We start from the raw sequence: 12,292 nt of genomic DNA, 5'->3' as shown, positions 1-12,292 counted from the left end.
AATTCGGCATAGCCGGATCTTAACCCCGCCATACTAGCCTGCGATTTCAACTCGGTGGGATCTTCATGGCAAGTCAGCAGAAAATCATCGTCATCACCGCGGGCGGCGCCTATGCCTGGGTCATTGTCAATGCTCTCGCCTCCCGCTTCGAGAACCTTGAAGTGGTCCTCGAACAGCCGGAATCAAAAAGCCTTTTCCTCAAGCGCAGGGCCCGCAAGATCGGCTGGCTCCAGACCGCCGGCCAGTTCGGCACGATGGTCATTTCACGTTTCGGCAAGCGCTTTGCCGGGAAACGGACGCGTGAAATCATTGCTTTGAGCGGCGCCCGGGCCGATCTCTCACCGGAGGTTACGGTCACCCATGTTTCCTCCGCCAATGGCAGCGATTGCCTTGACCTGATAACCGCCCGCAAACCCGGTGTGGTTTTTCTCGCGGGCTGCCGCATGCTGTCGAAAGCGACGCTGGCGGCAATCCCCTGCCCGGTGATCAACTATCACTCGGGCATCAATCCGAAGTACCGCGGCCTGGCCGGCGGCTGGTGGGCCCGCGCCACTGGCGATCACGAAAACTACGGCACCACGGTGCACCTGGTCGATGCCGGCGTCGATACCGGCGGCACACTTCATCAGGCCTTTCTCACACCGCATCCCGACGAAACCTTGCTGACCGATTCGCTGGCGATGGCGGCGGGCTCCCGCGAGATGGTGGTTCGTGCGGTGGAAGACACACTCAATGGAAACCTGCAGCCCATGACCAGTGATCTGCCATCCGTGCAGCGGTTTCACCCGCCGATCTGGACCTACCTTGCGACCGGGCTTACCAAGCGCATCTGGTAGTTTTCCACGGTCCCGGTTTGACCCCGGGCATCATCGCAAATACCTCCATCATCGCGCAGGTCGCTTTTGATGCGCCGCACGTCGTCGTGAGCGAAGCTGTGAAAAATTCCCATGCGCATTGTAACTTTCAAGGAGACCTCAAATGGCCAACCGCATCGTCGTCTACTGGCGTGACATTCCCGCCCAGGTGATCATCAAGAAGGGACGCGCGACCGCCAAGCGGGAGCTGTCGCTCCGCTTCACCGAAGCGATCGACATGTGCGCCATGCGGACCGGTGCCGCCGAGACCGACGACTATCTGGCCGAATGGCGCCGGGCCGATCCGGTTCAAGTCTCCGACGATCTTGAAGCCGAGGCCGACAAGGCAGCGGCAGAGCTTGAAGCAGCCTACGACAAGGAGCGCCTGGTGGCCCTGGTCAAGGGCGGAGGCAGGGAGAGCCATGGCTGACCAACCGACCAAACCGACACAGGCGAGCCTCAACAAGAAGGCGGCACAGACGACGTCCTACAAGCCGTCGGGCGTCTCTGCCACCGGCCGCAAGGCCCGCAGCTTTGCCATCAGGCTCTGGTCGGTGCGCAACGCGCGCTTCCTGGAATGGTTCTACGCCCGCTTTGCCGACGCCTTCCTGATGCTGCATCCGATGTGGAAGGCCGTCGGCTACGAGCGTGCCGAGGCGCCGGTCAAGTTCGTCGAAAAACACGTCAAGGGCTTCCTTTTCGATTGCCGCATGTGCGGCCAGTGCGTGCTATCGTCGACCGGCATGTCCTGCCCGATGAACTGCCCGAAACAGCTGCGCAACGGCCCCTGCGGCGGTGTCCGCGCCAATGGCAACTGCGAAGTCGAACCCGACATGCCCTGCGTCTGGGTCCAGGCCTGGTCCGGCGCAAACAGGATGAAAGGCCGCGACAACATCCTCAACGTCCAGAAACCGGTCGATCAGTCGCTGCGCGAAACCTCGTCCTGGTTGCGGGTCACCGCCAACGCCGCCGCCGAACGTGAAGCCGCGGCCAACCCGGGAATGCCACAATGAGCCAGGCCGACAGCAACCCGCTTGATCCCAGTGCCCTGCTCGAACCGCTGCCCGGCCATTCGTCCCTCGGCCGGCTGGAGCGCATCCTGCGGCGCGGCGAATTCGCGGTCACCGCCGAGCTCAACCCGCCCGATAGTGCCAATCCGCACGATGTCTATGAGCGCGCCGCCATCTTCGACGGCTGGGTCGATGGCATCAACGCCGTCGATGCCTCGGGCGCCAACGCCCACATGTCCTCGGTCGGTATCTGCGCGCTGCTCACCCGCATGGGCTATGCCCCGATCATGCAGATTTCCTGCCGCGACAAGAACCGCATCGCCATTCAGGGCGACGTGCTCGGCGCCTCGGCCATGGGCGTGCAGAACATCCTGTGCCTGACCGGCGACGGCGTGCAGGCCGGCGACCAGCCCGGCGCCAAGCCGGTGTTCGATCTCGACTGCATGTCGCTGCTGGAAACCATCCGCATCATGCGCGACAACTCGAAGTTCCTGTCCGGCCGCAAGCTGACCAGCCCGCCGACCGTATTCCTCGGCGCCGCCATCAATCCCTTCGCGCCGCCGCATGACTTTCGCCCGCACCGGCTCGCCAAGAAAATCGCTGCAGGCGCCCAGTTCGTTCAGAGCCAGTACTGCTACGACGTGCCGATGTTTAAAAAATACATGCAGCAGGTGCGCGACATGGGGCTCGACAAGGAGTGCTTCATCATGTGCGGCGTCGGCCCGCTGGCCTCGGCGCGCACAGCCAAATGGATGCGCTCCAACGTACCCGGCGTGCATATTCCCGACGAGATCATCAAGCGCCTCGAAGGCGCCGAGGACCAGAAGAAGGAAGGCAAGCAGCTCTGCATCGACATCATCAACGAGGTCAAGGAGATCGAAGGCGTCTCCGGCATCCACGTCATGGCCTACCGCCAGGAGGAATTCGTGGCCGAGATCGTGCACGAATCGGGCGTCCTCAAGGGCCGCAGGCCATGGCGCAAGGAACCCAACCCGGTCGATGAAATGGTTGCCGCCCGCATGGAGGAAATCCTCGAGGAGCCCAGGCAGGTGCCCCATGAACTGGCCGGCGTGGCAGGTGACACAGAGCCATCCGAATAGAGCCGAAGGCTTGCATCTCCAACCAATAACCTATAACGACATAAACAATTCTTTATGTCACTACCGCAAGGATCGAACATGACCCGCACCATCGTTGCCTCCGCGACCCGCGAAGTGATCATCGGCTTTGACCAGCCCTTCTGTGTGATCGGCGAACGCATCAACCCGACAGGGCGCAAGAAGCTTGCCGCCGAGATGATCGAGGGCAATTTCGACACCGTCATCAAGGACGCGCTGGAACAGGTCGCAGCCGGCGCCACCATGCTCGACGTCAATGCGGGCGTCACCTCGGTCAACCCGAACGAGACCGAGCCCGGGCTGCTGGTGCAGACCATGGAAATCGTTCAGGGCCTGGTCGACGTTCCGCTGTCCATCGACAGTTCGGTGACCGCCGCAATCGAGGCCGCGCTGAAGATCGCAAAGGGCCGGCCGCTGGTCAATTCGGTCACCGGCGAATTGGAAAAACTCGAAGCCATCCTGCCGCTGTGCAAGAAGTACGACGTCCCGGTGGTCGCCATCTCCAACGATGAAACCGGCATTTCCGAAGATCCCGACGTGCGCTTTGCCGTTGCCAAGAAGATCGTCGAGCACGCCGCCGACTACGGCATCAAGCCATATGACATCGTCGTTGATCCGCTGGTCATGCCGATCGGCGCCATGGGCACCGCCGGCCAGCAGGTCTTCGCGCTGCTGCACCGGCTGCGCAACGAGCTCAAGGTCAACACCACCTGCGGCCTGTCCAACATCTCCTTCGGCCTTCCCCACCGTCACGGCATCAATGCCGGCTTCATTCCGATGGTCATCGGAGCCGGCATGACCTCGGCGATCATGAACCCCTGTCGTCCGCAGGAGATGGAAATGGTGCGCGCCGCCAATGTGCTCAAGGGCAACGATGCCAATTGCATGAACTGGATCAAGACCTACAAGGACTACCAGCCGCATGTCGCCGGCTCCACCCCTGCCCCACAGTCCGCAGCCCCCTCCGGCGATGGCGGCGGACGCCGCCGCGGCGGCCGCGCAGCCCGCGCCGGTGGAGCATAACCCACCCATGACCGACCATCTCGTCCTGTTCATGCCCTCGGGCAAGCGCGGCCGTTTCCCGACAGACACGCCGGTGCTCGATGCCGCGCGACAATTGGGCGTGCATGTCGAGAGCGTCTGCGGCGGTCGAGGCATCTGCGGGCGCTGCCAGGTAGATGTGCAGGAAGGCGTCTTCGCCAAGCACGGCATCACCTCGTCGAAGGAGCATATCTCGCCTTTCGGCGGAAACGAGGTGCGCTACGCCGAAAAGCGTGACCTCAAAGCCGGTCGCAGACTGTCCTGCTCGGCCAAGATCCTCGGCGATCTGGTCATCGACATCCCGCAGGATGCCGTGGTCAATGCGCAGGTGGTTCGCAAGGATTCCGACGGGCGCGTCATCGAGCGCAATCCAGCCATTCACATGTGCTATGTCGAGGTCGAAGAGCCCGACATGCACAAGCCGCTCGGCGACCTTGACCGGCTGCTGATGGCCATCGAGGCCGACTGGGGCTTCAAGGGACTTGCGATCGACGCCTATCTTTATGGCCAGGTGCAGCAGATTCTCCGAAAAGGTGACTGGAAGGTCACCGCCGCGGTTCACGAACCCGTCGATGGCGGGGCAGCGACACTGGTCGCGCTGTATCCCGGCCTGAAAAACGAAGCCTACGGCGTCGCCTGCGACATCGGCTCGACCACCATCGCCATGCATCTCTCATCGCTCTTGTCGGGCCGCACGCTGGCCTCGTCCGGCACATCCAACCCGCAGATCCGCTTCGGCGAGGACCTGATGAGCCGGGTCTCCTACGTGATGATGAACCCGGAAGGCCGCGAGGGCATGACAATTGCCGTGCGCGAGGCGATCAACGGACTGATCGACAAGGTCTGCAAGGAAGGCGAGATCGACCGCGGCGACATCCTCGACGCGGTCTTCGTCGGCAACCCGATCATGCATCACCTGTTTCTCGGCATCGACCCGACCGAGCTCGGCGGCGCACCTTTCGCGCTGGCCGTCTCCGGCGCGGTCAATGTCAAGTCCTCCGAGATCGACATCCCGCTCAACCCCGGCGCCCGGGTCTACATGCTGCCCTGCATAGCAGGCCATGTCGGCGCCGATGCGGCCGCAGCGACGCTGACCGAAGGCCCGCACCGCCAGGACGAGATGATGCTGCTCGTCGATGTCGGCACCAATGCCGAGATCGTGCTGGGCAACTCGGCCCGCACCGTCGCTGCCTCCTCGCCCACCGGCCCGGCCTTCGAGGGCGCGGAGATCTCCTGCGGCCAGCGCGCCGCCCCCGGCGCCATCGAGCGCATCCGCATCGATCCGGAAACGCTCGAACCACGCTACCGGGTCATCGGCATCGAGCCGTGGTCGGACGAACCGGGCTTTGACGAAGCGGCGAAGAAAGTCGGCGTTACCGGCGTCTGCGGCTCCGGTATCATCGAGATCATCGCCGAGATGTACCTCGCCGGCATCATCACCGAGGATGGCGTCATCAACGGCGATCTCGCAGCCCGCAGCCCGCGGATCACCGGCAACGGCCGCACCTTCTCTTACCTGCTGCGTGACGGCGAGCAGCGGCTGATGGTGACCCAGACCGATGTCCGCGCCATCCAGCTAGCCAAGGCGGCGCTCTATGCCGGCGTGAAGCTGCTGATGGACAAGCAGGGCATCGATCATGTCGACCGCATCGGGCTTGCCGGCGCCTTCGGCTCCTTCATCGATCCGAAATACGCTCTCGTCCTCGGCCTCGTTCCAGATTGCGATCTGGAGAAGGTCAAGGCGGTCGGCAACGCGGCAGGCACCGGAGCCCGCATGGCGCTCCTCAACCGCAGCCACCGCCGCGAGATCGAACAGACCGTGACCCGTATCGAGAAGATCGAGACCGCGCTTGAATCGAAATTCCAGGAGCATTTCGTCAACGCCATGGCCTTCCCCAACAAGGTCGACGCCTTCCCGCGATTGACGGAAGTGGTCAAGCTGCCCGAACGTTCAATGGACACTGACGCCGCCAACGGCATCGAGCCCGGCGCCGGACGGAGGCGCGGCGGACGCAGGAACCGCGGCTAATGCATGTCGCGTTCAAACGGATTCGTTTGAACGATAACGAACATGCATTCATTCAAAGCCTTACAGCCCCGCGCATCCGATTGGATGCGCGGGGCTGTAGAATTCAGGGTTTACCCGAATCGGCGTTCGGTCTACGGGCTTTCGGGTGTCCTCCATCCTCCGCTCACCGCTGTTCAAGGTTTTGGCTCTGTGGGCCGCAGGTCTCGGAGCTGCGGCGCAGTTCGCCAAGATCGTCGTCATTTTCCCCGAACTGCAGGCCTATTACGGAGAGACCGGAGCAGCCTCCGGCTATCTCGTCTCGCTGATCTCGGTCATGGGCATGGTACTCGGACTGGTCGCCGGCCTCATTGCCATTCAGCTCGGCGTTCGCCGCCTGCTGATCTCGGGGCTGTATCTCGGCGCCGCCGTGTCCGCATGGCAGACCATGCTTCCCGGTTTCGAGTGGATGCTGGCAAGTCGCCTGCTTGAGGGCGTTTCCCACCTGGCGATCGTCGTCTCCGCGCCGACGCTGATCGCCCAGCTCTCGACACCCCGGCATCAGCCCAAGGCACTCACCTTGTGGGGCACCTATTTCGGCGTGGCCTTTGCCGGCATTGCGCTGGCCGCGCCATTCGTTCTGCAAACCGCCGGATTGGGCGGATTGCCGGCGATCCATGCCGTCTATATGGCGTTCTTCGCAGTGCTTCTGACCTTCGCGCTGCCTACCGAGGATCATCGGGCTGCCCCGCCCTGGCCATCGCCGGCAGATATCTTCCGCCGCCATGTGGCGGCCTATGCCTCGCCCTTCATCGCAGCACCCGCGCTGGGCTGGCTGTTCTACACGCTGACTTTCGTGTCGATGCTGACGGTCCTGCCGACCATGGTCGATCCATCACAGCGCGCCTTTGCCGCCGCCGCCATGCCTATGGCCAGCATCGTTTCCTCCATGACACTCGGCAATCTGCTTCTCGGGCCGTTCAGGGCCGTCACGGTGATCATCACCGGCTTCATCATCGCCATCGCACTGATCCTGGTCTTCCCGTTCACCGGACCGGGCGTCTGGCTGTTCATCGCCCTGTTTGCAGCATTGGGCCTGGTTCAGGGCGCGACCTTTGCCGCGGTCCCGCAACTCAACATCTCGCTTGAAGATCGCGCACTGGCCAATGGCGGCATCGCCCAAACCGGCAATATCGGCAATGCACTTGGCACACCGGCCCTGCTGGCGGTCGCTTCGACCGACCCTGCCATCGGGCTTCCGGCGATGCTGATCGGCTGCTACGTCCTCGCCATTGCCGTTCACCTGTACCAGGCCCGTAGCCGGATCAGGGCGCAGAAGGCGTGAGCTGAGCACGAAGTGCCGGTCGCGCGTCACTCTGGCCAGATGTACTTGCCCCGTGCCCAGCCGAGTTCGGCATCGTCGGTCATCACCTGGCACCATACGTGAGCCTTCTTCATCCGGGAGTAATTCCATCCGGCACTGCCTCCCTCGTCGATCCGGAAGGAGACATTGGTGATGATGTTCTTGCAGCGCCCGGTCATGCTGATCGGCCGGTTGAGCTCGTATGCATCGATGATCTGCGATTGCGCCGATGGCCATTTGCGGATGTTGAGCGCATCGTCCGGCGCGATGGCCGTGATGCTGCCGGCGGTAAAGGCCGACGACCAGGTCGGAGTGGATTGCAAACTGACGGCTGCAGCGGCAAGCGCCAGAATGATGCGGACGGATGGTTTCATGGTCTTACCTCCCCTTCAGCTGCTCCGGGTTGGAGCCGCCGTACCGGCAAACTGAACCATCACGGCTGATCCCATCCTGAACAGGGTGTTCAGACGGCATTCACCCCCTTTGCGCAGGCATTACAAGGCCTGCGCATCAAAGGATCCTGACTGGTTGTATCGTTCAAAGCCGGCACGGAAATGATCGCTGAGCGCGCAAACCTGGGGCGACGGATCGGCCGCGACCTTGAGCAACAGCTCGTATTGTCCCGGCGCAGGAAGCCCGCAATTTTCGTCAAGAATCTGGATATCCGGCCCCACGAAGTTGCGCCCCATCGGCGCTATCGCAAGATCCGCCAGGATCGCCGCCCGTTGCCCCGCCATGTGCGAGGTCATGAACGCCACCCGGTAGGCCCGCCCGACCCTGTCGAGCGCTGAAAGCGCGCTTTCGCGCCAGACGCAGCCCTCGTCCCACATAGACACCGGCAGCGGATCCATCAGGCAGGCTTGCCCGCCCTTGGCACCGGCCCAGACGATCTCGTCGGTCATCACCACCTCTTCGGGGGTCGGTGTGTGGTTCTTCATGCAGCTGACCAGCGCGATGTCCAGGTGTCCCGAAGCAAACCGCTTCAACAGGCTCGAAGACTGGTCGATCACCACGTCGACAACCACCGAAGGGTGGGATTTTGCAAACAGTTTCAGAACCCCCGGCAACACCGCCTCGCCATAATCTGACGGCGATCCGATCCGCACCACGCCTGAGACTTCAGACGTCACAAAGCGCGAGATCGCTTCGCGATTGAGAGCGATCAGCCGCCGCGCATAGCCAAGAAGGACCTCGCCGTCATGGGTGAGCGAGACATTGCGCGCATCGCGCAGGAACACCGATACCCCCAGTTGCTCTTCAAGCCGCTTGATCTGCATCGAAACCGCCGAGGGGGTGCGATAGATCCTTGCGGCAGCGGCAGTGAAACTGCCGGTCTCGGCAATGGCAACAAAGCTGCGCAGGACATCGGGATCGAGCATCAGCAGCGGATGATTGAGAGGTGCGTTCATAACATTCAAATCCATTGATCATTGAAGTCAATTCATTTCGTTTGATTGAATGATGCATCGGAGAGATGCTGTTGTCAATCCAGCAGGTCTGGACAACACAGGTACAGGAGACATTACAATGTTCGGATATTCCAGCATCACCCGGCAGATCCGCAAGTGGCGCGTTGAACGCGACCGAATCGCCATCGAGAACATGCTCTCCGAGCTTCCGCTCGAGCTGCAGAAAGACATCGGATGGCCCGCTGCAAGAGCACGGCAGCCCAGGAACGGACCGCTGTCTGGCATGCAAGCGCGTGCAACCCGGATGTAACCGGTGGCTCATGTCGCAGGCCAAAGATTTTCGCTGCCATGACCGTGACAAAGCGCGAAATTTATGGCCTGATCGCGACATGGGCCCCTCGGGGCGCGCAATACGGGTTCAGGCATGCCCTTACAGACCAAACACAAGCGTTCCATCGTCTTTTTCATGGTTCCCGACTTTTCGATGATCGCGTTCTCGATGGCGATCGAGCCATTGCGTCTGGCCAACCGCATGCTTGGCTACGAGTGCTACAAATGGCGCCTGACCTCGGCTGACGGGGAGCCGGTGAACGCATCCAATCAGGTCGTGGTCAACGTCAACACCTCGCTCGCCGACGAGCGGCGCAGCCTGTCGAGCGAAAACCGCCCATCCATGGTCTTTGTCTGCTCAGGCGTCAACGTCGAGCGGTTTCAGAACAAGTCGGTGCTGGCCTGGCTGCGCGAGGAACACAATCGTGGCGTCGCCGTTGGCGGGCTGTGCACCGGCGCTCACCTTCTTGCCCAGGCAGGGCTGCTTTCGGGACGGCGTTGCGCCATCCACTGGGAAAACCTGCCCGGCTTCGCCGAAGCCTTCCCCAAAGCCAATGTCTTTGCCGATCTTTACGAGATCGACGGTCTGATCCACACCTGCGCCGGCGGCACGGCGGCACTCGACATGATGCTCAGCCTGATCGGAGAGGATCACGACGACACGCTGGTCAACCGCATCTGCGAGATGGCTCTGACCGACCGGGTCCGCAACGCTCACGATCGCCAGCGGCTGCCGTTGCGCGCCCGTCTCGGCGTGCAGAACGCCAAGGTGCTCTCCATCATCGAGTTGATGGAAGCCAACCTGTCCGAACCGCTATCGCTGATCGAGATCGCCGATGATGCCGGCCTGTCGCGGCGACAGATCGAGCGCCTGTTCCGCCAGGAAATGGGCCGCTCGCCGGCCCGCTACTATCTGGAAATCCGTCTCGACCGGGCCAGACACCTGCTCATCCAGTCACCGATGCCGGTGGTCGAGGTGGCGGTTGCCTGCGGCTTCGTTTCCGCTTCGCACTTTTCCAAGTGCTACCGCGAACTCTACAACCGCTCTCCGCAGCAGGAACGCGCCGAACGCAAGCAGTATCTCAGCGCAGCCTGAGTGACCGCATTGATGTCACGGTTCAGTTGAGTGCCTGGGATCAGGCCGGAACGGCAACGGCCGAGTACCGGGCCGCGGCCTTCTTCAGCGCTTCCATCTTCATCAGGATCCCGATGTTCTGTGCAATCCTGCACTGGAATTCTTCCTGAACGAAGGGGCGATAAAGAAAATCGCTGGCGCCGGCCTTGAGAAAGCTCGCCGACAGTTCGGGATCGTTGGAGTTCGAGATGCCGATGATGCGCAGCATGTCGTCGGTGTAGTCGCGGCGCAGTTTGCGGGTCAGCTGGTACCCGTCCATGTCGCCCATGTGATAATCGGTCAACACCAGCTTGATGTCGGGGTTTTGCGCAATCGCCTGCAGAGCCTGCTGCCCGGAAGCCGCTTCCACCACCTCGAATTTCTGCGCCCGCAGCATGGCCGAGAGAATGCTGCGCTGGGTCTTGGTGTCATCGACCACTAGGATGCGGTAGTCTCGATTGGAAATGATCCGTTGCACTGCGGTGACGATTTCGTCAAACGCCCGGTCGGTATCCTTGATCACATAGTCGAGCACGTTCTTCTTCAAGATGCTGGCACGCGTGTTGAAGTCGAACTTGCCGGTGAAGACGATGGTTGGCAGGTCGATGTCGAGTGCATAGTCCAGCGCCTCGCAATGCGGCGAATCCGGCAGGTTGAGGTCTGTGACGGCGACGAAGAACCCGTGGTCCGCATCGCTCGCCGCATGCCTCATCTCCGCCAGGGAGCTGCATGTGACGACATCCACACCCAGATCGGTCTCGAACCGGAATTTCAGCGCGGAGGTGAACATCCGCGAATCTTCCACCAGCAGAACACGCAGCCGCTCACCTGTTGTTGACCGGTTGGCCTGCATTTCGAGTTCATTCGAAGCTCTCGGCATCAACTACTCCATTGGGTGCGCAGGCCAACCACTTGGTGACGCCATCGGACCGGGCTATGCGACTTTCGCCGCCACTTTGTTTCCAATCATCCGCCGTGCGGACTTGATCTGGTCGAGCGTGTCCAGGTTCTGGTTCACGCGGCAGTAGAATTCTTCATCGACATAAGGCCGCAGCATGAAATCATTGCCGCCGGCTTTCAGGAATCGCGCCGACAGCAAGCGGTTGTCGGAGGACGAGACACCGATGATCCGCAGCTCGTGGCTTCCGCGAACCGCGCGAAGGCGGCGGGTCAGCTCAAACCCATCGATATCGGGCATGTTATAGTCGGTGATCACCAGACCGATATCCGGCGTCACCTTGAGCAGGCTGAGTGCTTCCGCGCCGCTTTCAGCGGCACTGACCTTGAAATTGAACCGCTCTAGCCGGGTGCGCAGAAGTGCACGCGCAGTCGGGCTGTCATCCACGATGAGCACATGATGACGATGATTGGTCAGAAACCGGCAGACCGATTCCTCGAGCATGTCGATCGCCAGCGGGCTGTCCTTGATCACGTAATCAACGATGTCACGGGCAAGGATGCCTTCCCGGGTCTTTTCATGAAAGCTCCCGGTGAAAACGATGATGGGAATCGACAGTCCGGCCAGGTAGGCCAGTGCCTCGCCGTTTTCCGCACCGGGCAGATTGATGTTGGAAATGGCCAGCGTAATCGGCCGCTCATTGTAGTCATAGGCGAGCTGCAGGTCTTCGAATGAGCGGCAGATTTCGATGTCGATATCGAAACTTTCCTTCAGCTTCTGGCCAATCATCGAAGTGAAGACATTCGAATCTTCCGCCACGATGATGCGGTGGTCGCGAAGCGACCCTCCCGTATACTGCATTCCCGATAGACCGATAAACATACATGCACCCCTCTGTATGCTTCAGGCTAAACATGGTGGCATTGAATTTCGGTTAACAGCATTAGAAAAACGCAATGTTTGAATGAATTCCCGCCGGTTCGGAACACCGGTAATCTACCCGTGTGCCGGCTTGCTTGCGCGCGTGCAGAGGAGCCAAGCAAAGCTGTCCGTGTTGCTTGGCGGATAGTGTGGGACGCCGTGACCCATGCCGGCCGCGCCGAGCACTTCTCGCTAAGCCGCTGTTCCGGAATTTCAATCAGGAGCGTCG

13 protein-coding genes are annotated in these 12,292 nt (G+C 61.5%); 9 read left to right on the top strand and 4 right to left on the bottom strand.

Going from position 1 to position 12,292, the window contains the following annotated elements; genetic code table 11:
- The first annotated feature begins 65 nt into the window (after window positions 1-65).
- The 7 genes from SPHINGO391_RS06050 (at window position 66) to SPHINGO391_RS06020 (ending at window position 7,373) form a co-directional block, all read left to right on the top strand.
- Window positions 66-836, top strand: coding sequence for a formyl transferase (locus tag SPHINGO391_RS06050; protein WP_152007982.1), 771 nt, complete (start codon window positions 66-68; stop codon window positions 834-836).
- A 142-nt stretch (window positions 837-978) separates the two neighbouring features.
- Window positions 979-1,284, top strand: coding sequence for a virulence factor (locus tag SPHINGO391_RS06045; protein ID WP_152007981.1), 306 nt, complete (start codon window positions 979-981; stop codon window positions 1,282-1,284).
- Complete coding sequence (locus SPHINGO391_RS06040; protein ID WP_152007980.1) at window positions 1,277-1,867, top strand: methylenetetrahydrofolate reductase C-terminal domain-containing protein; 591 nt, start codon at window positions 1,277-1,279, stop codon at window positions 1,865-1,867. The genes SPHINGO391_RS06045 and SPHINGO391_RS06040 overlap by 8 nt, the downstream gene beginning before the upstream one ends.
- Complete coding sequence (locus SPHINGO391_RS06035; protein WP_152007979.1) at window positions 1,864-2,964, top strand: methylenetetrahydrofolate reductase; 1,101 nt, start codon at window positions 1,864-1,866, stop codon at window positions 2,962-2,964. The genes SPHINGO391_RS06040 and SPHINGO391_RS06035 overlap by 4 nt, the downstream gene beginning before the upstream one ends.
- A 78-nt stretch (window positions 2,965-3,042) precedes the next feature.
- Entirely contained in the window at window positions 3,043-4,005 is a 963-nt protein-coding gene (locus SPHINGO391_RS06030; RefSeq protein ID WP_152007978.1) for a methyltetrahydrofolate cobalamin methyltransferase, read from the top strand.
- A 7-nt stretch (window positions 4,006-4,012) separates the two neighbouring features.
- Window positions 4,013-6,052 (top strand): ASKHA domain-containing protein, encoded by a 2,040-nt coding sequence (locus tag SPHINGO391_RS06025; protein WP_152007977.1) that lies wholly within the window; start codon window positions 4,013-4,015, stop codon window positions 6,050-6,052.
- Window positions 6,053-6,197: 145 nt separating this feature from the next.
- Window positions 6,198-7,373 (top strand): MFS transporter, encoded by a 1,176-nt coding sequence (locus SPHINGO391_RS06020; RefSeq protein ID WP_152007976.1) that lies wholly within the window; start codon window positions 6,198-6,200, stop codon window positions 7,371-7,373.
- A gap of 26 nt (window positions 7,374-7,399) precedes the next feature.
- Here SPHINGO391_RS06020 and SPHINGO391_RS06015 read toward each other — a convergent pair whose 3' ends face one another.
- Together SPHINGO391_RS06015 and SPHINGO391_RS06010 are read right to left on the bottom strand one after the other, a co-directional pair.
- Window positions 7,400-7,765, bottom strand: coding sequence for a hypothetical protein (locus SPHINGO391_RS06015; RefSeq protein ID WP_152007975.1), 366 nt, complete (start codon window positions 7,763-7,765; stop codon window positions 7,400-7,402).
- A 120-nt stretch (window positions 7,766-7,885) separates the two neighbouring features.
- Window positions 7,886-8,800 carry a LysR family transcriptional regulator gene (locus SPHINGO391_RS06010; protein ID WP_152007974.1) on the bottom strand — a complete coding sequence of 305 codons (915 nt, stop codon included), beginning with the start codon at window positions 8,798-8,800 and terminating at the stop codon, window positions 7,886-7,888.
- Between the two features lie 118 nt (window positions 8,801-8,918).
- Between SPHINGO391_RS06010 and SPHINGO391_RS06005 the strand changes: the two genes are divergently transcribed.
- Window positions 8,919-9,110 (top strand): hypothetical protein, encoded by a 192-nt coding sequence (locus tag SPHINGO391_RS06005; protein ID WP_152007973.1) that lies wholly within the window; start codon window positions 8,919-8,921, stop codon window positions 9,108-9,110.
- A 114-nt stretch (window positions 9,111-9,224) separates the two neighbouring features.
- A complete protein-coding gene (locus SPHINGO391_RS06000; protein ID WP_152007972.1) occupies window positions 9,225-10,226 on the top strand; it encodes a GlxA family transcriptional regulator in 1,002 nt (333 codons plus the stop codon).
- 40 nt (window positions 10,227-10,266) lie between these two features.
- Here the strand turns inward: SPHINGO391_RS06000 and SPHINGO391_RS05995 are convergent, their stop codons facing one another.
- Together SPHINGO391_RS05995 and SPHINGO391_RS05990 are read right to left on the bottom strand one after the other, a co-directional pair.
- Complete coding sequence (locus tag SPHINGO391_RS05995) at window positions 10,267-11,124, bottom strand: response regulator (protein ID WP_152007971.1); 858 nt, start codon at window positions 11,122-11,124, stop codon at window positions 10,267-10,269.
- Window positions 11,125-11,178: 54 nt separating this feature from the next.
- The gene (locus SPHINGO391_RS05990; RefSeq protein WP_152007970.1) at window positions 11,179-12,024 is read right to left on the bottom strand and encodes a response regulator; all 846 of its coding nucleotides are present in this window, start codon (window positions 12,022-12,024) and stop codon (window positions 11,179-11,181) included.
- Window positions 12,025-12,292 lie beyond the last annotated feature (268 nt).

The sequence above is a fragment of the Hoeflea sp. EC-HK425 genome, assembly GCF_902498795.1.
GTDB lineage: Bacteria > Pseudomonadota > Alphaproteobacteria > Rhizobiales > Rhizobiaceae > Hoeflea > Hoeflea alexandrii.
The sequence above is the reverse complement of the archived record's forward strand: the minus strand, read 5'-3'. Positions and strand labels throughout refer to the sequence as shown.

Bases quoted from the DNA above. Each gene is read 5' to 3' on its own strand.
- SPHINGO391_RS05990 (WP_152007970.1), bottom strand. From the start codon at position 12,024: ATGTTTATCGGTCTATCGGGAATGCAGTATACGGGAGGGTCGCTTCGC.
- SPHINGO391_RS06025 (WP_152007977.1), top strand. From the start codon at position 4,013: ATGACCGACCATCTCGTCCTGTTCATGCCCTCGGGCAAGCGCGGCCGT.
- SPHINGO391_RS06015 (WP_152007975.1), bottom strand. From the start codon at position 7,765: ATGAAACCATCCGTCCGCATCATTCTGGCGCTTGCCGCTGCAGCCGTC.
- SPHINGO391_RS06040 (WP_152007980.1), top strand. From the start codon at position 1,277: ATGGCTGACCAACCGACCAAACCGACACAGGCGAGCCTCAACAAGAAG.
- SPHINGO391_RS06035 (WP_152007979.1), top strand. From the start codon at position 1,864: ATGAGCCAGGCCGACAGCAACCCGCTTGATCCCAGTGCCCTGCTCGAA.
- SPHINGO391_RS06030 (WP_152007978.1), top strand. From the start codon at position 3,043: ATGACCCGCACCATCGTTGCCTCCGCGACCCGCGAAGTGATCATCGGC.
- SPHINGO391_RS06050 (WP_152007982.1), top strand. From the start codon at position 66: ATGGCAAGTCAGCAGAAAATCATCGTCATCACCGCGGGCGGCGCCTAT.
- SPHINGO391_RS06000 (WP_152007972.1), top strand. From the start codon at position 9,225: ATGCCCTTACAGACCAAACACAAGCGTTCCATCGTCTTTTTCATGGTT.
- SPHINGO391_RS06045 (WP_152007981.1), top strand. From the start codon at position 979: ATGGCCAACCGCATCGTCGTCTACTGGCGTGACATTCCCGCCCAGGTG.
- SPHINGO391_RS06010 (WP_152007974.1), bottom strand. From the start codon at position 8,800: ATGAACGCACCTCTCAATCATCCGCTGCTGATGCTCGATCCCGATGTC.
- SPHINGO391_RS06005 (WP_152007973.1), top strand. From the start codon at position 8,919: ATGTTCGGATATTCCAGCATCACCCGGCAGATCCGCAAGTGGCGCGTT.
- SPHINGO391_RS05995 (WP_152007971.1), bottom strand. From the start codon at position 11,124: ATGCCGAGAGCTTCGAATGAACTCGAAATGCAGGCCAACCGGTCAACA.